At 70.5% G+C, this 19,068-nt stretch carries 18 protein-coding genes and 1 other RNA gene; 15 read left to right on the top strand and 4 right to left on the bottom strand.

The window, feature by feature from the left end; genetic code table 11:
- Positions 1–15 precede the first annotated feature (15 nt).
- Positions 16–1,905 (bottom strand): HNH endonuclease signature motif containing protein, encoded by a 1,890-nt coding sequence (locus B7K26_RS08840; RefSeq protein ID WP_084078798.1) that lies wholly within the window; start codon positions 1,903–1,905, stop codon positions 16–18.
- A gap of 101 nt (positions 1,906–2,006) precedes the next feature.
- Between B7K26_RS08840 and B7K26_RS08835 the strand changes: the two genes are divergently transcribed.
- Positions 2,007–2,870 carry a formate/nitrite transporter family protein gene (locus B7K26_RS08835; protein WP_084078796.1) on the top strand — a complete coding sequence of 288 codons (864 nt, stop codon included), beginning with the start codon at positions 2,007–2,009 and terminating at the stop codon, positions 2,868–2,870.
- On the opposite strand, the gene B7K26_RS08830 is transcribed toward B7K26_RS08835, so the two are convergent.
- The gene (locus tag B7K26_RS08830) at positions 2,863–3,912 is read right to left on the bottom strand and encodes a serine hydrolase (protein WP_084078794.1); all 1,050 of its coding nucleotides are present in this window, start codon (positions 3,910–3,912) and stop codon (positions 2,863–2,865) included. The two genes, B7K26_RS08835 and B7K26_RS08830, sit on opposite strands and share 8 nt — an antisense overlap.
- Positions 3,913–4,016: 104 nt before the next feature.
- Positions 4,017–6,581, bottom strand: a complete 2,565-nt coding sequence (locus B7K26_RS08825) for an MMPL family transporter (RefSeq protein WP_084078792.1) — start codon at positions 6,579–6,581, stop codon at positions 4,017–4,019.
- Between the two features lie 144 nt (positions 6,582–6,725).
- On the opposite strand from B7K26_RS08825, the gene B7K26_RS08820 reads away from it, so the two are divergent.
- The 6 genes from B7K26_RS08820 (at position 6,726) to araA (ending at position 11,167) form a co-directional block, all read left to right on the top strand.
- On the top strand, positions 6,726–7,271 hold the full coding sequence (locus B7K26_RS08820; RefSeq protein WP_159449652.1) for a TetR/AcrR family transcriptional regulator: 546 nt from the start codon (positions 6,726–6,728) through the stop codon (positions 7,269–7,271).
- A gap of 60 nt (positions 7,272–7,331) precedes the next feature.
- Positions 7,332–7,699, top strand: a transfer-messenger RNA (tmRNA) gene (gene ssrA / locus B7K26_RS08815).
- 82 nt (positions 7,700–7,781) lie between these two features.
- Positions 7,782–8,738 (top strand): aldo/keto reductase, encoded by a 957-nt coding sequence (locus B7K26_RS08810; RefSeq protein ID WP_084078788.1) that lies wholly within the window; start codon positions 7,782–7,784, stop codon positions 8,736–8,738.
- A gap of 61 nt (positions 8,739–8,799) precedes the next feature.
- A complete protein-coding gene (locus B7K26_RS13175; protein WP_255376077.1) occupies positions 8,800–8,928 on the top strand; it encodes a hypothetical protein in 129 nt (42 codons plus the stop codon).
- Positions 8,925–9,647 carry an L-ribulose-5-phosphate 4-epimerase gene (locus tag B7K26_RS08805; RefSeq protein ID WP_084078786.1) on the top strand — a complete coding sequence of 241 codons (723 nt, stop codon included), beginning with the start codon at positions 8,925–8,927 and terminating at the stop codon, positions 9,645–9,647. The genes B7K26_RS13175 and B7K26_RS08805 overlap by 4 nt, the downstream gene beginning before the upstream one ends.
- The gene (gene araA, locus B7K26_RS08800) at positions 9,644–11,167 is read left to right on the top strand and encodes an L-arabinose isomerase (RefSeq protein WP_084078784.1); all 1,524 of its coding nucleotides are present in this window, start codon (positions 9,644–9,646) and stop codon (positions 11,165–11,167) included. The genes B7K26_RS08805 and araA overlap by 4 nt, the downstream gene beginning before the upstream one ends.
- A gap of 189 nt (positions 11,168–11,356) precedes the next feature.
- Here the strand turns inward: araA and B7K26_RS08795 are convergent, their stop codons facing one another.
- A complete protein-coding gene (locus B7K26_RS08795) occupies positions 11,357–12,433 on the bottom strand; it encodes an acyl-CoA desaturase (RefSeq protein WP_084078782.1) in 1,077 nt (358 codons plus the stop codon).
- A 148-nt stretch (positions 12,434–12,581) separates the two neighbouring features.
- Between B7K26_RS08795 and B7K26_RS08790 the strand changes: the two genes are divergently transcribed.
- The 8 genes from B7K26_RS08790 (at position 12,582) to B7K26_RS08755 (ending at position 19,055) form a co-directional block, all read left to right on the top strand.
- Positions 12,582–13,547: a calcium/sodium antiporter gene (locus tag B7K26_RS08790; RefSeq protein ID WP_084078780.1), complete on the top strand. Its 966-nt coding sequence runs from the start codon at positions 12,582–12,584 to the stop codon at positions 13,545–13,547.
- Positions 13,548–13,604: 57 nt separating this feature from the next.
- Positions 13,605–14,387, top strand: a complete 783-nt coding sequence (locus B7K26_RS08785; RefSeq protein WP_084078779.1) for an ABC transporter ATP-binding protein — start codon at positions 13,605–13,607, stop codon at positions 14,385–14,387.
- A complete protein-coding gene (locus B7K26_RS08780) occupies positions 14,369–15,985 on the top strand; it encodes a hypothetical protein (RefSeq protein WP_143340612.1) in 1,617 nt (538 codons plus the stop codon). The genes B7K26_RS08785 and B7K26_RS08780 overlap by 19 nt, the downstream gene beginning before the upstream one ends.
- Before the next feature lie 222 nt (positions 15,986–16,207).
- Positions 16,208–16,495 (top strand): DUF3039 domain-containing protein, encoded by a 288-nt coding sequence (locus B7K26_RS08775; protein ID WP_084079186.1) that lies wholly within the window; start codon positions 16,208–16,210, stop codon positions 16,493–16,495.
- Positions 16,496–16,539: 44 nt separating this feature from the next.
- Complete coding sequence (clpS, locus tag B7K26_RS08770; protein ID WP_084078775.1) at positions 16,540–16,827, top strand: ATP-dependent Clp protease adapter ClpS; 288 nt, start codon at positions 16,540–16,542, stop codon at positions 16,825–16,827.
- Complete coding sequence (locus B7K26_RS08765; protein WP_084078773.1) at positions 16,824–17,477, top strand: DUF2017 family protein; 654 nt, start codon at positions 16,824–16,826, stop codon at positions 17,475–17,477. Before clpS ends, B7K26_RS08765 begins: the two co-directional genes overlap by 4 nt.
- On the top strand, positions 17,470–18,282 hold the full coding sequence (gene murI, locus B7K26_RS08760; protein WP_084078771.1) for a glutamate racemase: 813 nt from the start codon (positions 17,470–17,472) through the stop codon (positions 18,280–18,282). Before B7K26_RS08765 ends, murI begins: the two co-directional genes overlap by 8 nt.
- On the top strand, positions 18,279–19,055 hold the full coding sequence (locus tag B7K26_RS08755) for an MBL fold metallo-hydrolase (RefSeq protein ID WP_084078769.1): 777 nt from the start codon (positions 18,279–18,281) through the stop codon (positions 19,053–19,055). The genes murI and B7K26_RS08755 overlap by 4 nt, the downstream gene beginning before the upstream one ends.
- Positions 19,056–19,068 lie beyond the last annotated feature (13 nt).

Here is a 19,068-nt window from a genome sequence, read left to right as displayed (position 1 = left end):
CGGAGCGCCGCTCACTCAGGGCGGGTCGGTGTAAGGCAGTCCGGTGTGGAGCCGTCCCGTGTGAGGCAGTCCTGTGTGGGGCGGGCCGTGGGCGCCTGCGGCGACCTTGGGCCTGGTTGCGGTGCCCAGTCGCGGCGCGACCACGAAGTGTGGCGATCGCGATCGCGCGTCCGCATGCGCCGCCGGAGGTCGATGGCGCTGAAGCCATGAGCGGAGCGTGGTCTCGACCCGGAGCTCATCCGCCCGGCCGCGGGGATGCCGTTCACGCCCGGCTCGGTCGTTGAGAGCGCGTTTCGGTCGGGTGGCCCGAGCGCTCACGCTGGGCACCGGAGCGATGGCGCACGCGACGCTCTCGTCGGTTCCCCGCCGAGCACGTGGAGGCGGTCGTTTGCCGGCGCGATCGCCCTGGCGATCACTTTCGGCGGCGTCGATGATGTCGGCCAGCGGTGTCGCGTCGAACGCGAGCGCGTCAAACAGTCGGCGCCCTCCCGGCCGGCGCCGACGGGCGGGATCGATCGTGGCGGGTGGCGTGAACCACACCTCAGTCGGGGTGGCGTGGATCGTCCAGCTGTCGCGATGGATGTCGTGGTGGCAGCGCACGCAGAGCATCACGCCGTTGGAGAGATCGGTCGCGCCGCCGTGCGCCCAGTGCCGAATGTGGTGGGCGTCGCACCATGACGGTGGTGCGCCACACTTGGCGCAGCCGCCATCGCGGGCGAGCAGGGCCTGCTTTTGCGCGGGGGAGAAGTCTCGTTGCCGGCGCCCGTGGTCAAGAACCTCGCTCTTGCCGCCGAGGACCTGCGGGATGATGCCAGCGCCGGCAAGCATGCGACGCAGCTGGCCGGCGCTGGGCGTCGACGACAGCCCGTCGACCTGGACACACCCGCCGGGCGCCCCGCCGTCACGGTCTGCCATGGCCAGTAGGTCGTCATAGTTCATGCGCACCACGACGGTCACGCCGGCGCGGGGCAGCACGTCGACCGTGCAACCGGCCAGGTGGCGGGCGAAGTCGCCCATCGCGTCGGCACGCACCTGCTCGGGGGTGCGGTCATCGACGGACACGTCCTCGCCGGCCTTGACCGCGTCCAGTGCCTTCTTCCTGTTGCGAAAGTTCTGGGTGACCATGGCATCCAACACGGCGACGAGGGGTGCGCCGTTCTCGGGGTCGAGTTGGCCCGACAGGCGGATCATGCCGTCGGCGTTCTCCCCGATGCGCACAAACCTTCGCGCACGCCTCGTCTCGGCAAGCTCCTCCAGATGCGCCGCATCCAGGCGTGCCTCGTGGCGGTTGATCAGTTGGTACAGCCGCTCCAGAGGCATATGCGCCGCCGCAGTCACGAGGTCCCGCTCGCTCCGTGCGACCTCGTCCGCGCCACACCGCTGTGCCACCCGGGACAACATTCGCGTGATCGCTGTCGAGGCATCCACCCCTAGCCTGCCGGTCCGCACCGCCGCCGCTACCTCGGCAAACACCGGGCGCGAGGCCTCGACCGCAAGGTCCTTCCCGTCCGCGCCCCCACTCCCGGTGTGACCGTCCGCGCCACCCTCCGCGGCCCTCTCTGCCGCGACCAGCGCCTCACCCATCTCGATGAGCCGGCCGGCATCGGCCGCCGACCCGCCCGTCTGCCCCGCGACGAGGCCTCGCTCGTCGCCGCGACCGCGCCGCCGTGCCAGGCCCGCACCAGCACGCCCCACGTCCGCCCGCGACCGCGACGCCTGCTCCGCCGCGACGACCGCGAGCATGCGATCCACCCCGCGCCGCACGGCACCCGCCGCGGCCCCCAGCGCGACTAAGTCCTCATCCGACATCGCCGCCACGTGAGACCCGCGCACCTCATGCCCCGATCCCAACACCGCCAACACGCGCTCCTCCCACGACGGGACGGAAACGGGCGAAACGGCCATAAACCCATCTCACCACCGACCACTGACATCGCGGCGGCATCGGCCGCGCACCGGACCAAAGGCCCTGCTCAGCGCCTCTATCGGCGCTTACCGTCGTAGGCATGCTCTCGATCCCCGATGCCGTCGACGCCCAGGCCGAGGCGGCCGCCACCAAGGTCGCCGCGACCCGTAGCCCACTGCGCTTCCTGGTCTCCGCGATGCTAGCGGGACTGTGGGTGGGCGGTGGCGTCTACGTGATGTTTTCCGCCGCCGGTCCGTTCTTCGTCGCGGGTGACCCCGCCACTCGCCTGGTCTCGGGTGCAGTGTTCGCCATCGCGCTCACCTTCGTGGTGTTTGCGGGCTCGGAGCTCGCGACGAGCGCCATGATGATCCTGCCCATGGGCGCGCTGCGCCGCACGATCACGTGGCTGCAGGGCCTCGGGACGCTCGCATTCATCCTCATCGGCAATCTGCTGGGTTCGCTTGTCCTCGCGTGGGTGTTGATCCAGTCGGGGATCTTCGGCGACGCCGCGACGGGCGGGATGCTGGACGGCACCCTGACCGCGAAGATGAGTCACACCCCGAGCGAGATCTTCTTCCGCGGCGTCATGTGCAACATCCTGGTGTGCGTCGCCATCTGGGCGGCCGGCCGCGTGAAGAGCGAGGCCGCCAAGGCGATCGTCATCTTCTGGGGAGTCTTCGGCTTTATCGCGTCGGGCTTCGAGCACGTCGTGGCCAACATGACGATCTTCGGTCTCGGGGTGCTGGGCGGCTCGACGGTGGACGTGACCTGGGCCGACTTCGGCACCAACATGCTGTGGGCGGGGCTCGGAAACCTCGTGGGCGGCATGGTCGTGATGGGGCTGGGCTACCACTTCATCGCCGGCCGCAGGAAGGCCGATGCGCCGGTCGCCGAGGCCATCGACGCCGCCGACGCCGCGGTGGCGCAGGACCAGCGGCAGCAGGAGCCCGCGCGCGTCAGCTAACCTCGGCGCGCAGCCGCTCCAGCATCACGAACCCGGGGTGGTCCACCCCCGACGCGCACGCCGACACGACCCCGACCGCCACTCCCGCCGCGCGGTCCACGCCCACGAAGGACGCGAACCCGCCGGTCTGACCGTTGTGCCAGGTCACCTGCCGCCCGCGGACGGCGGAGGTCATCCACGCGTGGCCGATGCGGGTGCCGGGCATCGCTCGCTTCTTCACCGGCTCGCGGGGCACCAGGGCGCCCACCCACGGGGCCGCGCCGGGAGGCGCGTCGAGCGGGTCCACCGGCAGGCCGCCTGGCACGATGCCGGCATCGGCCGTCCCGACCGCCGCCAGCGCCGCGACGAGCGCCTCGAGATCGGCCGCCGTCGCGCGCACGCCGCCCGCGGGGGCGATCCCCTCGCCCACCCACGGGTCGTGAGGCAGGCCGCGCTTGCTCACGCCCCTCAGCGCCCCCTCCCGCAGCGCCTCCACCGACCCAGCGGTGTACGCCCCGCGCATGCCGAGCGGCTCCAGCACCCTCAAGCGCAGCGCCTCACCGTAAGGAAGCCCGAGGCGCGCCGCCACCGCGTGCCCCAGGAGCGCGAAGCCCAGGTTGGAGTACTCGAATCGCTCCTTGCCGACCGCGGCCTCGCGCGCCTGCGCCAGCAGGCCGTCGACGCTCTCGCCGTACGGGTTCTCGCCGCGGCGCCACATCGCCCAGGTGCGTGAGAGCAGGGACGGACCCTCGACCGCCGGCCCCAGCCGCGGAAGCCCCGAGCGGTGCGCGGCCAGCGCGCCGAGCGTCACCCCGGCGGCCGGGCCGTCACCCAGGTCGAGGAACTCGCCCAGGCGCGAGTCGGCGCGTACCTCGCCGCGCGCCAGGGCGTCGGAGTAGAGCATGCCGGTGAGGCCCTTGGAGACCGAGCCGATCTCCGCATCGGCCGCCTCCTCGCACCCGACGGCGCGCGACGCGGAGCGGCCCCCGGCGGCGACGGCCAGCAGGACGATGCGGTGGCGGCGGGGCAGCAGAGAGTGCAGGGTGTCGAGCGCGGCGTCCATGGTCCCCGACCGTAGCGGCCTCGCCCGGCCCCGGCATCGGCCGCACGAACGACGACGCTCCCGGCCTCCGTGAGGAGACCGGGGGCATCGTGAGCCGGGTGGGATCAGGCGGTGGGCTTGTCCGCCGCGGCGTCGCCCGCGGGCACCGGGTGCTCACGCTCGAGCGCCGCGCCCTCGACGTCGACGTTCGGCAGGATCTTGTCGAGCCACTTGGGCATCCACCACGCTCCCTCGCCCACGAGGTGCATGAGCGACGGGACGATGAGCATGCGGACCACGAAGGCGTCGAACAGGACACCCGCCGCGAGGCCGAAGCCCATCGGGCGAATCATCGTGATGTGCGAGAACACGAAGCCACCGAACACGGAGGCCATGATGATCGCCGCTGCGGTCACCACGGCGCGGCCGTGGCGCAGACCGGCCGTGACGGACTCGCGGGCGTTGGAGCCGTGCACGAACGCCTCGCGCATTCCCGACGTGATGAACAGCTGGTAGTCCATCGCGAGCCCGAACAGGATGCCCGTGAGCATGATCGGCAGGAACGACAGGATCGGGCCGGGGGAGTGGACCCCGAACAGGTCGGACAGCCAGCCCCACTGGTAGACCGCGGTCACGGCGCCGAAGGCGGCGAAGAGGCTCAGCACGAATCCGAGCGTCGCAATCACCGGCACCAGGATGGAACGGAACACCACGATGAGGATGATGAGCGACAGGCCCACCACGACCGCGAGGTACACCGGCAGCGCGTCGGAGAGCTTCTCCGAGATGTCGATGTTGCCCGATGCGGTGCCGGCGACGCCGATCTCGGTGCCGTCCTCGAGCGGGGACAGGTCGCGCAGCTCGTGGACTAGCTGCTCGGTCGACTCGGCATTGGGTCCCTCGTTGGGGATGACCTGGAACGCGAGGAAAGTGCCCTCGTCGTTGGTGCCGGCGGGCGCGACGGCGGAGACGTCGTCGTTGTCCATGAGGATGTTCTCGATCTCGACCTGGGTGGCCAGCAGATCGTTGCCCTCGACGGCCTCGGGGAGGTCGGCGGTCACCAGGATGGTGCCGTTGAGCCCCTCGCCGAACTTCTCGTCGATGGTGGTGTACGCCTGGTACGACGTCGAGTCGGGGGTGTCCTGGTCGCCCGAGGGCAGGCCCAGGCGCATCGAGAACGACGGGATTGCCAAGACCGCGAGCACCGCGATGCCGGCGAGGACGTTGAGCCAGGCGCGGCCGGTCTTCATGGGCGTGTAGGGGGCCTCGGCCTCCTTCTTCTCGCCGATCGCGGCGCGCGACTTCTTGGAGATCGCCTTCATGCCGACGAGGCCGAGCACGGCCGGGACGAGCGTGATGGCCACGAGCACCGCGATGACGATGCAGAAGGCCGCGACGTTGCCCATGACGCCGATGAAGGGGATGCCCGTCACGTTGAGCGCGAGCAGGGCGATGAGCACGGTCGTGCCGGCGAAGACCACCGCGTTGCCCGCGGTGCCGTTCGCGAGGCCGATGCTCTCGTGGACGTCCATCCCCAGCTTCAGGTTGGTGCGGTGGCGGTTGATGATGAACAGCGCGTAGTCGATGCCGACCGCGAGGGCGAGCATCACGCCGAGGACCGGCGTGACCGACGACATGTCGACCGAGCCAGACAGGGCAAGCGAGGCAGCGACGCCCACGCCGACGCCCACCACCGAGGTGATGATCGGGGTCAGGGCGGGCCACACCACGCGCATCATGACGAACAGCACCACGAGCGCGAGCAGCACGCCAACGACCTCACCGACGCCGAGAAGGCCCGAGACCGACGTGGCGATGTCGGAGGAGAAGTAGACGTTGACGCCGTCGAGCTCTGCGGCCGAGATGGAGTCCATGACCGCGTCCTTGTCCTCCTGGGACAGGGTCAGCGCGTCGTCTGCGAACTGCACGGCGCCGAGCGCCGTGGTGCCGTCCTCGGACAGCGACGTGATGGAGGCGGCGTTCTCGGCGAGCTGGGCGCCCAGCTCGAGCTGCTCCTCGTTGCTCGCCAGCTCCTCGCGGCCCGCGTCGATCTGCGCCTGCTGCTCGTCGAGCTGGGCACGGTTCGCGTCGAGCTCGTCCTGCTGGGCGTCGATCTGGGCCTGCTGCTGGTCGAACTGCGCCTGCGCGGCCTCGTACTGGCCGGCGTCCTTGGCCTGCTGGACCGCCGCGTCGAGCTGCGACTGGGCGTCGTCGATCTGGGCCTGGCCGGCCTCGATCTGCTCCAGGGCGGTGTCGATCTGCTCCTGGCCGGAGTCGAGTTCCGCCTTCGCGTCCTCGATCTGGCTGCGGCCGTCCTCGATCTGCGCCGCCTGCTCCTGCGCCTCCTGGGCCGTCTGGAACGGGTCGATGACAGCGGTGACGAAGTCGAACTCGGCCACGTCGGCGAGGGAGTCGGAGATCTGCTGCTGCTGGGCGTCCGTCAGCTCCGAGTCGTCCTCGGTCTGGTAGACGATGCGTGCCGTGGCGCCGCCCGCCGCGGGAAGCTCCTCGGCGAGCTGGCTCGACACGCGGTCAGTCTCGGTGCCGGGGATCGAGAAGGAGTCGGTGAGCGTGCCACCGAAGGCGAGGAAGCCGCCGGCCGCCGCGGCGAGCGCGACGATCCACGCGACGATCGCGATGAAGGGCCGGCGCGCGGAGCCGCGCCCGAGCCTGAAGAGGAAGTTGGCCACGTCTGTGCCTTTCACAGGGGTTCGGGGAGCAGGGAGAAGAGGCGACGATGCCTGCGCGCCAGTCTAACCCCGGCCCGGCGAGTTAATCGACACTTGTCGGTTATCGGTTGGCAACCCCCGCATCGGCCCGGCACAATGTCTCCCATGGACGCCCGCATCGTGAGAACCCGCGCCCGCCTGCAGGCGGCGCTGTTCGCGCTCGCGGGCGAGCGTGGCGTGGACGCCGTCTCCGTCTCGGACATCGCGGAACGGGCTGGCGTCAACCGCTCGACGTTCTATCAGCACTACTCCGACAAGGAGACGCTGCTGGCCGATGCGCTGGACGAGGTAGCGCGAGAGGCCGGGGCTCAGCTCGAGGGCATCGACCCGACCGCCCCCGACGCTCCTCCCGTCCTCGTCGACTTCCTGGCCCACATCGAGGCCCACGCTGCGCTTTACCACCGGGTCTTCACGGAACCCGGCTACGGGGCCGTCGTGGTCCGGCTACGCGCCCACATTCACGAGGCGATCCTGACGGCCGCCGAGGCCAACGGGCTCGCCCCGCAGATGCCCGTCGACATCCTCGCCGCGGGCGTCTCCGGCTCGATCGTGGGGGTGATCGGCGCGTGGCTCGAACGCGACCCGCGCCCGCCGTCGACCCAGGCGGCGCAATGGGTGTGGGAGGTGATTCTCGGCCCACCGACCGCGTAAGGAAGGCGCCTCCTTGGAGCATGTCGGTGCGTCCCGTAGACTGGTGACCACAACTGCACAGGGGATGATCGGTTTCGACGTGTGTGCTTTCCTCAGGGGAAGCGGGCCGAGGACGTCACGTTATCTCGTTAACGCTCGTGGCAAACCAATAGGTGCCGATTCCAAGCGCACCGACTTCGCCCTCGCTGCCTAAGCGAGCCCCGAAGTCCGTCAGCCCAGGCTAGATCCCGTCCTGGACCCTGGCGTCATCTAGGGAACTGGCTCCACTCCTTCGCCAACGGGGAGTGGGGGACTCTTAGTTGGCTGGGGCTATCGCACAGCTCGTCTGAAGGTCGTGCGGGTCCGAGACAATGAGCATTCAGACTGCGCCCGGAGAAGACCTGTCGTCGTACATGCGGACGGGGGTTCGATTCCCCCCATCTCCACGATTTCATCCCTGTAGGTGACCGAAAGGCCGCCATCCCCTCGCGAGGATGGCGGCCTTTCGTGTGCCCGCGTTACGGTGGCGACATGGAGCTTCGACCCCTCGGATCCGCCCCGTTCGCCGTCTCCGCGGTGGGACTGGGGTGCAACAACTTTGGCCGCAAGGACACCGCGAGCGAGTCGCAGGAGGGCACCGACGCGGTCCTTCACGCCGCGCTCGACGCCGGGGTGACCTTGCTCGACACCGCCGACCTCTACGGCGGGCAGTGGGGGCTCAGCGAGACGCTCATGGGCCAGGCGCTCAAGGGGCGGCGCGACGAGGCGGTGCTCGCCACGAAGTTCGGCTTCACCGAGGTGGCCACGCCCCTCGACGACCTGGGCCCCAAGGGCTCGCCCGCCTACCTCCGCGCCGCGTGCGAGGCGTCGCTGACGCGCCTTCAGACGGACCGCATCGACCTCTTCCAGCAGCACCAGCCCGACCCGTCCGTGCCCATCGAGGACACGCTCGGCGCGCTCGCGGACCTGGTGGGCGAGGGCAAGATCCTCGCCTACGGCGTCTCCCAGTTCACGGCGGATCAACTGCGGGCGGCCGATGCCGTGGCCGGCGACCGCGGCTTGCCTCGGCTCGCGTCTAGCCAGGACGAGCTGTCGCTGATCGCGCGCGGCGTCGAGAAGGACGGGCGGCTCGCCGAGGCAGGCCGCATCGGCGCCGGGTTCCTGCCCTTCTTCCCGCTGGCCAACGGCCTGTTCACCGGCAAGTTCACGCGGACCGACAGGCCCGCCGACTCCCGCATCGCGCGCCAGCGTCCCCACATCGCCGACAACGCGGACTGGGACGCCATGGAGGCCTTCCAGTCGCTCTGCGACGACTGGGGAGTGACGATGCTGGAGGCCACCTTCGGCTGGTTCCTTTCCCGCCCCGGCGTCGCCTCGGTGATCGCCGGCGCTACCCGGCCCGAGCAGGTCCGCCAGAACGCGGCATCGGCCACCTGGAGGCCGAACGCCGAGCAGGTGACCCTCATCGAGGCGCTCTTCCCGGCATAGGCCGCGCGACGCGGGACCTTCCGACTGGCCGCACGCATCGGCCGCCTGTTAACGTTCACCTATGACGCTCGACGCCGGCGGCACCGTAGCCGCCACGGCCCTCATCGACGACGCCGGGTCCGCCCCGCGCGCCGCCGCGACACGCGTCATGCCGCGACCGCATCCCGTCCGCAAGGAGGACCAGCAGTGAGCCAGTTCAGCGCTTCCGTCCAGGAGGCCATCGACAAGATCCGCGAGGACGTGGCCCGCCTGCACGGCGAGCTCACCCGCTACGAGCTCGTGGTGTGGACCGGCGGCAACGTCTCCGGCCGCATCCCCGGCGAGGACCTGTTCGTGATCAAGCCCTCGGGCGTCAGCTACGACGACCTTGCCGCGGACAACATGATCCTGTGCACGCTCGACGGTGAGGTCGTCCCCGGCACCCCCGGCTCCGACCGTTCGCCCTCCTCGGACACCGCGGCCCACGCCTACGTGTACCGCAACATGGAGCACGTCGGCGGTGTGGTGCACACCCACTCGACCTACGCGACCGCCTGGGCCGCCCGTGGCCAGGAGATCCCGTGCCACATCACCGGCATGGCCGACGAGTTCGGTGGACCCATCCCCGTGGGCCCCTTCGCGATCATCGGCGACGACAGCATCGGCCGCGGCATCGTCGCGACGCTCGACGGCCACCGCTCGCGTGCCGTCCTCATGCAGAACCACGGCGTCTTCACCATCGGTAAGGACGCCAAGGACGCCGTCAAGGCGGCCGTGATGTGCGAGGACGTCGCCCGCACCACCCACATCGCCCTCCAGGGCGGCCCCCTCATCGACATCCCGCAGGACAAGATCGACGCCCTGTTCGATCGTTACCAGAACGTCTACGGACAGCCCGGCACCGCCGCCGGAGAAGGAGACAGCAAGTGAGCGCCCGTTCCGTCATCCCCCACCTCGCCGAGTACGAGGTCTGGTTCCTCACCGGGTCCCAGGACCTCTACGGCGAGGAGACCCTGAAGCAGGTCGCCGAGCAGTCGCAGCAGGTTGCCGCGCTCCTCGACGGTGCCGACGCGGTCCCCGCGCGCATCGTGTGGAAGCCCGTCGTCAAGTCGCGTGACGGCATCCGCGAGGCGATGCTCGAGGCAAACGCCAACGACAAGGTCATCGGCGTCATCGCGTGGATGCACACGTTCAGCCCCGCGAAGATGTGGATCACTGGCCTCAACGTCCTCGACAAGCCGCTGCTCCACCTGCACACGCAGGCGAACGTCGACCTGCCCTGGGGCGAGATCGACTTCGACTTCATGAACCTCAACCAGGCCGCGCACGGCGACCGCGAGTTCGGGTACATCGAGACCCGCATGGCGATCCCGCGCACCACGGTGTCGGGCCACGCCTCGCACGCCGCGACCCAGGAGCGCGTCGGCACCTGGGTGCGCGCCGCCGCCGGTCGTCACGCCACCCAGAACATGCGCGTCGCCCGGTTCGGCGACAACATGCGCTTCGTCGCCGTCACCGAGGGTGACAAGACCGAGGCCGAGATCAAGATGGGCGTCCAGATCAACACCTGGAGCGTCAACGAGCTCGCCGAGCGCGTCCACGCCCAGGCCGATGCCGACATCGACGCCCTGGTCGCCGAGTACCTCGACGAGTACGAGGTCGACGAGGAGCTGCGCCCCGGCGGCGAACGCGCCGAGTCGCTGCGCTACGGCGCCGCGGTGGAGCTGGGCCTGCGGTCCTTCCTCGAGGAGGGCGGCTTCACGGCGTTCACGGACTCGTTCGAGGACCTTGGCGACCTGCGCCAGCTTCCCGGCCTCGCCGTCCAGCGCCTCATGGCCGACGGCTACGGCTTCGGCGCCGAGGGCGACTGGAAGACCGCTGTCCTGGTGCGCGCGGCGGCCGTCATGGGCGCTGGCCTGCCCGGCGGCGCGAGCCTCATGGAGGACTACACGTACCATCTGGAGCCCGGCAACGAGCTGATCCTCGGTGCCCACATGCTCGAGGTGAACCCGGCCCTGTCGTCGAAGAAGGCGCGCCTCACGATCGCCGAGCTCGGCATTGGCGGCAAGGAGGACCCGGTCCGCCTGGTCTTCACGGCCGATGCGGGCCCCGCCGTGGTCGTGGCCATGTCCGACATGCGTGAGCGCTTCCGCCTGGTCGCCAACGTGGTCGAGAACGTGGACCTCCCGGCGCCCATGCCGAAGCTCCCCGTGGGCCACGCGGTGTGGAAGCCCGCTCCCGACTTCACGACGTCGACGACGGCGTGGATCCAGGCCGGTGCTGCCCACCACACGGTGATGTCGAACCAGATTGGCGTCGAGGTGTTCCGCGACTTCGCCACCATGAGCGAGATCGAGCTGCTCGTCATTGACGAGGACACCACGCTGACCGGCTTCGCTGCCGAGATGCGCGCGAACGCCGCGTACTACCGCCTCGCGCAGGGGCTGTAGGCCCCCACAACGGTTAGGGCCCGGCGGTCCGATCCTCCCCGTGCAGGGGGATCGGGCCGCCGGGCCCTTTTGTGTGTCGCGCCCTCTCCCGCGCGCCCCCGGCCGCACATGGCCGCATTTGCGGCAGCGCGGACTGCGACGTGCCGCAAATGTGGCCATTTGCGGCGTGAGGGCGGAAGAAGGAGGGGGCTAGCGGCCCAGCGCCGTGCGCTCGGGGCAGTCGAACGGGTCGCGCGCGGCAAGGCCCACCCGGTTGAGGTAGGCCACGACGATTCCGTAGGACTCGATGAGCGAGGTCTCCGTGTAGGGGACGTCGTGCGCGGCGCAGTACTCGCGCACCACCTCGCGGGCGCGGGCCAGGTGGGGGCGCGCCATGTTCGGGAACAGGTGGTGCTCGATCTGGTAGTTGAGGCCGCCCATGAGGATCGACATCGTCCAACCGCCGCGGATGTTGCGGCTGGTCAGCACCTGCTTCGAGAAGAAGTCGAGCTTGGTGTCCGCGTCGACGATCATCATTCCCTTGTGGTTGGGGGCGAACGAGGCCCCCATGTAGACGCCGAAGACGGCCATCTGGACGCCCAGGAACGCGAAGGCCATGCCGAGGGGCAGGAACCAGAACAGCGGCACCAGGTACAGCGCGAAGTGGCCAAGGATCATCGGGATCTCGGTCCACCGCTGCTTGCGCGTGCCCACCGTGACGAGCGATGCGAGCGAGCGGTAGTGGAGGTTGAGGCCCTCCAGCGTGAGCAGCGGGAAGAACAACCATCCCTGGCGCTGGTTGATCCACCTGATGAGGCCGCGGGTCTGGGCGGCGTCCTCCTCGACGAACGAGATGGTGTCTTGCTCGATGTCGGGGTCGGCGCCGCGCTTGTTGGGGTTGCCGTGGTGGCGCGAGTGCTTGGTCATCCACCACTGGTGGCTGATCCCGACGATGAGCGCGGACAGCACGCGCCCCAGGCGGTCGTTCGCGGGTCCCGACTTGAAGACGGTGCGATGCGAGGCCTCGTGGCCAAGGAATGCCACCTGGGTGAGGACGATGCCGAGGCCGGCCGCGATGAGCAGCTGGAACCACGAGTCGCCCAGCAGGATGAAGCCGGTCACGAGGCCGGCCATCGCCACCGTCAGGGCCGCACCAAACACCGCGTAGAACGTGTACGAGCGGTGCAGCAGGCCCATGTCGCGGACCGTGCGCGCCACCTCGGTGAAGGACAGCGTGAAGGAGTTGACGTGCGAACGGGGGGCATCGGCGCGGGGCGTCGGTGTCATGAGTCTCCGTAGGTCGGGGGCGACTTCCCAGCCAGGGTCGAGCGGTCGCTCATCGTGCGGATTCGGTCACCCTACGCGACCGTAGGTTAGATGTCATCACCCTTGCGGACGAGGTCGCGCCGAGCGTCGTCCGGCTAGCCTGGGGCGCATGCTGGTCCCCGTCATCGCGACCCTTGCCGGCCTCAGTGTGCTCGCGTGGAGCGCCGACCGCTTCGTCCTGGGCGCCTCGACGGTCGCCCGCTACCTCGGCATGGCGCCGCTCATCGTCGGCATGGTGGTCATCGGCTTCGGCACGTCCGCACCGGAGCTGGTCGTGTCGGCCTTCGCTGCGGCCGACGGTTCCCCGGAGATCGCCCTGGGTAACGCGTTCGGCTCCAACATCGCGAACATCGGCCTCATCCTCGGTGTGACAGCGATCATGCTGCCGATCGTCGTGAAGCGGGGAGTGCTGCGGACCGAGCTCCCCCTGCTGGTCGTGGTCACCGCCATCGCGTGGCTCCTCATGAGTGACGGCGAGTTGTCTACAGGCGACGCGGGGGCGATGCTGCTGCTTCTCGCGGTGCTCCTCACGTGGCAGATCCTGCAGGCGAGGAGCCACCAGGGCGACCAGCTCGAGCAGGACGTCGAGCACCATGCCGCGGATCACCCGCTGAGCCGCAAGGCCGCCTGGATCTGGCTCGTCGTGGGCCTCGTCATCCTCGTGGTGAGCAGCCGGGTCCTCGTGTGGGGCGCCACCGAGATCGCGACGGCCCTGGGCTGGTCCGATCTCGTCATCGGCCTCACCGTCGTGGCCATCGGCACGTCCGCGCCCGAGCTCGCCTCCTCGATCGCCGCCGCGCGCAAGGGCGAGAACGACCTGGCGCTCGGCAACGTCATCGGCTCCAACCTCTTCAACACGCTCGGCGTGGTCGGCGTCGCCGGCGTCATCAGCCCCGCGATGGTGTCGACCGACCTGCTGCAGCGCGACCTGCCGGTCCTCATGGGCATGACGCTGCTGCTGATCGCCTTCGGATTCCGCTGGCGCAGGGACGGCCGGATCAACCGCCTCGAAGGCGTCGCGCTCCTCACCCTGTGGCTGACATACACCGCCTACCTGGTGGCCGCGGGAGGATGACGAATCCGACGCATCGGCCCTGGTCACATGGCCGATGCGCGGGGCTAGGCTGACCGCATGACGCAGGCAGCCGCCACCCCCCAGCGCGCCACCGCGCTGTCGCTGAGGGGCCTCACCAAGCGGTTCGGCGCGACACTCGCCGTGGACCGCGTGGACCTCGACATCCCCACGCACTCCTTCTACGGCGTGGTGGGACCCAACGGCGCGGGGAAGACCACCACCCTGTCGATGGCCACCGGCCTGCTGAGGCCCGATGCAGGGGTGGCGCTGGTGCACGGCGTCGACCTGTGGCGCGAGCCGGCCGCGGCGAAGGCCATGGTGGGCGTGCTTCCCGACGGCCTACACAGCTTCGATCGCCTCACCGGCGGCGAACTGATCTCGTATGCGGGGCTGATGCGGGGGCTGCCTCGCGAGACGGTGCGCGAGCGGCGCGACGACCTCCTCGCAGCGCTCGACCTGGAGGGCGCGGGGTCGACCCTCGTCACCGACTACAGCGCGGGCATGACCAAGAAGATCGGCCTCGCCTGCGCGCTGGTGCATGCGCCTCGCGTCCTGGTGCTCGACGAACCCTTCGAGGCAGTGGACCCCGTCTCTGCCGGCGCCATCAGGCGCATCCTGCAGGAGTTCGTGGCCAGCGGCGGCACGGTGGTCATGTCGAGCCACGTGATGGCGCTCGTGGAGAGGCTGTGCGACCACGTCGCCGTCGTGGGTCACGGGCGCATCCTCGCCGCCGGCACGCTCGACGAGGTGCGCGCGGGGCAGGACCTCGAGCAGCGGTTCGTGGGGCTCGTGGGCGACATCGAGGATCAGCGGGACCTCACGTGGTTGCGACAGTCCTAAGGCTCAAGTACACGACGGTGCGCCACCAGCTGGCGCGCGAGTGGTGGAGGGCACTGCTGCTCATCGGCGGCGCCGTGTGGTCGTTGTCCCTGGTGCCAGCGGTGTTCTGGGCGAGCCGCCAGCTCCTCGAGGAGTCGCCCGACGTACGCGCCGACATCCTGGTGGTCGTCGCCGCGATCGTCATCGCCGGCTGGATCGCGGTGCCCCTTATGGTGACGGGACTCGAGGACACCCTCGATCCCGGCCGGTTCGCGACCTTCGGGGTGTCCGCCAGGCAGATCGCCCCGGGGCTCACGCTGGCCGCCTTCCTCACTCTTCCCGCGCTGTTCTTCACCGCCGCGCTCGTGGTGCTGGCGCTCAGCTGGCGCGACGAGGGGGCCGCGACGCTCGCCGTGGGGCTTGCCGGCGCGCTGCTGACGGTGGCGGTCATGGTGCTCGGCGCCCGCGTGGCCGTCGCGTGGGCGGCGCGCGCCGTCAACGACAGGCGCACCCGGGGCGTCCTGCTGATCGCGGTGGGCCTCGCGGTCGCCGTGTTGGGGTCGGTCGCGTGGCTGGCGCTGCGGGACGGGCTTGACTCGGCGCTCGAGTACGAGGGCCAGACGCTCATCGAGTGGCTCGGACGCACCCCCGTGGGGGCGGGGATGGCGGCCACGGAGGCGGCCTCCTACGGGCGCTGGTGGCCCGTCGCGTGGAGGCTGGGGATGATGGCGGCCACGGCGGTGATTCTCGCGGTCGCCTGGCGCGACTCGATCGCCCACGCGCTGGTTCACCCCGTTCACCGGGGTGGCGGTCGCAGGCGGGTGGCCGATGCCGTCCTCGCCAGCGCGGCCGACGACGGCCGCGGCGGGGCGTGGTGGCCGGCATGGCTTCGCGCGGACGGACCCACGCGCGCGGTGCGTTCCCGCCTGCTCGTGTCGTGGGCGACGGACGCGCGGTACCTCGTCGCGGCATCGGGCGTCCTGGCGCTGCCGGTGATCTTCTTCGCCATCGCGATGCCCATCCTTGACCTCGACACGCGATGGGCGTTTGTCGCGCCCGTGATCCTCGCGGCGTCGATCGGCTGGGGGCGACACAACGACATCGCCTACGACCACACCGCGTTGTGGCTCGACCTCGTCTCGGGCAGGCTTGGCCGCCAGATCATGATGGGGCGCGCGCAGGCGACCCTCGTGTGGGCGGCCCCCGCGTGCGCGCTCGCCGCGATCGGCATCCTCGCGTGGTCGGGCAGGTGGGACGCCGCTCCGGGCCTGATGGGGGCCACGCTCGGGACGCTGGGGGCCACGCTCGGCGTCGCCGCCGTCGCCTCGGTGCTTCTTCCGTATCGGGCGCCGGCGCCGGGGGAGAACCCGTTCGGTGCGGAGGTGGGCTCGCTCGGGGCGTCGCTCGGGTCGCAGCTGCTGTCCTCGGCGGCGACGCTCGTGGTGCTACCGCTCGTGACGGTGCCGATGGTGCTGTCGCTCACGGTGCACGCCGGCTGGGGCTGGGTGTCACTCGTGACGGGCCTCGTCGTGGGTGCGGGCTTCCTGTGGGGAGGGGTGCGTCTCGCCGGCGTGCTGTACGACGCCCGATCGGGCCGCCTCCTCGCCCGCATCTCCTAACCGTCAAATGGATCCCATTGGTGCGTCTAAGGCGCTAGATGAGGGGAAAACGACCGCGAGGACAGGAACCCGGCCGATGCACGGGCCAGGTCTCCTCCGAACCGGAACCACGGCATCGGCCGTACGTGCGGTGCGGCTCAGCCCGCGGCGGTGGATTTCCCCTCATCAAGGCTCTTAGGCGAGACAAATGGATCCATTTGACGGGGACGTAGGATGGGCCGCATGAGCGAGACCCTCGAGCCGCAGCCCGACACCGGCGCCCCCCAGGGAGGCACCACCACCATCGAGCGCGTCGAGCAGCGCGAGCTGAGCGAGCCCGGCGACGCCGAGCGCTTCGCGCACTACGTGCGCAAGGAGAAGATCATGGAGTCGGCCATGTCCGGCGAGCCCGTGATCGCCCTGTGCGGCAAGGTGTGGGTGCCCGGCCGCGACCCCCAGCGCTTCCCCGTGTGCCCGGCGTGCAAGGAGATCATCGACGGCCGCTTTGGCCCCGAGGACGGCGACGACTGAGCCGCCTCCCACGCTGCGCCGCGCGGCGAGCCTAGGCTAGAGCCGTGTCCACCGAGGAGCAGGTAGAGCGCGAGGGCGCAGTCGCGACCCGCCTCGATGACGCCTGGGTCACCATCGTCTGGAACGACCCCGTCAACCTCATGAGCTACGTCACCCACGTCTTTCAGACGTACTTCACCCTCACCCGCGACGAGGCCGAGGCGAAGATGCGTGAGGTCCACGAGCGCGGCCGGGCCGTGATGAGTACCGGAGGACGCGAGCGCATGGAGGTCGACGTGCAGGCGATGCACGGCTACGGCCTGTGGGCCACCCTGCAGCGGAGCGGCGAGTGAGGGCTTTCGAGACCCGCGGCGCCGTCGCGGTCGCGACCCTGGACGACGAGGAGCGGGCGGTCATCGCGCGCATCGTCGCGGACGTGGGCCAGCTCCTCGACGGCGATGCATTCGCCGCCCCCGCGGGCGACGACGACCCCGAGGGGTCCGCCCGCGGCGAGGCCGATGACGTGTTCCGCTCGCTCGCTGGCCTCCAGGAGCCGCTCGCGGAGCCGAGCGATCCCGCCGTTCGCCGCGTCCTTCCCTCCGCCTCCCGGGACGACCGCGAGGTGGCCGACGAGTTCCGCCGGCTCACCGAGGGCGACCTCCGCACGCTCAAGGTCGACCGCCTGCGCACCATGTGGGAGCAGTTGAGCGAGGACGGCGACGAGTGGGAGGTGAGCCTCGACGAGGCCCTCGCCACGGCATCGGCCCTCACCGATGTGCGCCTTGTCCTCGCCGCCCGCCTGGGCCTCGAGACCGACGACGACGCCGAGCGCCTCCACGCCGAGATCGACCTCGCGACCCACGCGATGGATACCGACGCCCACGAGGACCTGGGAGTCGACCCCGAGCGGGTGTGGCTCGGCATGCTGTATCAAGCGCTGACGTGGCTGCAGGAATCCCTCCTGCAGTGCCTCATGACAGGAGAAGAGGAGCAGGATGTCTGACGCGCCCATCGGGGTGTTCGACTCGGGAGTGGGGGGCCTCACGGTCGCCCGCGAGATCATGGACATGCTGCCGCACGAGTCCGTCCACTACGTGGGGGACACAGCGTTCGGGCCCTACGGTCCGCTTCCCATCTCCGAGGTGCGTGCCCACGCGCTGGACATCATGGACGGCCTGGTCGCCGACGGCGTGAAGATGCTCGTGATCGCCTGCAACACCGCCTCCGCCGCCGTGCTCCGCGACGCCCGTGAGCGGTTCGCGCGCGAGCGTGGCGTGCCCGTGGTCGAGGTCATCGTCCCCGCCGTCCGGCGTGCAGCGACCCTCACCAAGTCGGGCAGGGTGGGCGTCATCGGCACCGCCGCGACAGTGACGAGCGGCGCCTACGACGACGCCCTCGCCGCGGCCCCCGGCGTCGAGGTGTTCTCGCAGGCCTGCCCCCGGTTCGTCGAGCTGGTCGAGGCGGGCATCACGTCCGGCCCCGAGGTCATCGAGGTGGCACGCGAGTACCTCGCGCCCCTGCAGGCGGCCGATGTCGACACGCTCATCCTGGGCTGCACCCACTACCCGATGCTCGCCGGCGCCATCGGCTACGTCATGGGCCCCGACGTCACCCTCGTGGACTCCGCGACGGAGACCGCGATCGACGTGTTCCGCTCGCTCACCCGCCACGGGCTGGCGCGCGACACCGGCTCCGTGGCCGAGCACCGCTTCTCCGCCACGGGCGAGACCGAGCGCTTCGCCGCCCTCGCCCAGCGCTTCCTCGGCCCCGTCGTCACCTCCGTCGACTCCCTGGGGGTCGCGCGGTGAGGCTCACGATCGTCGGCTGCTCGGGCTCGGTGCCGGGTCCCGCCTCCGCCTCCAGCAGCTACCTTCTCGAGGCCGATGACGCGGCCGGGCGCACCTGGCGGCTCGCCCTGGACATGGGGGCGGGAGCCATGGGGGCGCTGCAGCGGTTCTGCGACCCGCGCGACCTCGACGCCGTGCTCATCAGCCACCTGCACCCCGACCACTGCGCTGACCTCGCGCACCTCGACACGTACCTGAAGTACCACCCGGAGGGTCCCTTCGAGCCGGTCCCGGTCTACGGCCCGTTCGGCACCTCGAAGCGCATCCAGCAGATGGCCGGCGCGGACGACGTCACCGACAAGCTGCCGTGCACCGTGTGGCAGGCCTCGGGGGAGACCCGCATCGGCCCCTTCCTCATCACCGTCGAGGCCGTCCGCCACCCGGTCCCCGCGTACGCCATGCGCATCGAGGGGCCCAGCGAGCACCGGGCGAGGGCATCGGCGATCCTCACCTACACGGGTGACACTGACGAGTGCGACGGCCTCGACGTGGCCGCCGCCGGCGCCGACGTGCTGCTGAGCGAGGCGTCGTTCCTCACGACGGACGATGCCCCCGCCGGCATTCACCTCACCGGCCTGGCCGCGGGGGAGGTCGCGGAACGCGCCCAGGTGGGCCGCCTCATCCTCACCCACATCCCGCCGTGGGCCGACTGCCCGAGCATCGAGGCGGAGGCCGCGCGCGGCTTCTCCGGCGACATCGCCCTGGCCCGTCCCGGGATGCGCGTCGAGGCCTGAGGCGCGCCGTTAG

This window comes from Demequina sp. NBRC 110057 (genome assembly GCF_002090175.1).
GTDB lineage: Bacteria > Actinomycetota > Actinomycetes > Actinomycetales > Demequinaceae > Demequina.
The sequence above is the reverse complement of the archived record's forward strand: the minus strand, read 5'-3'. Positions and strand labels throughout refer to the sequence as shown.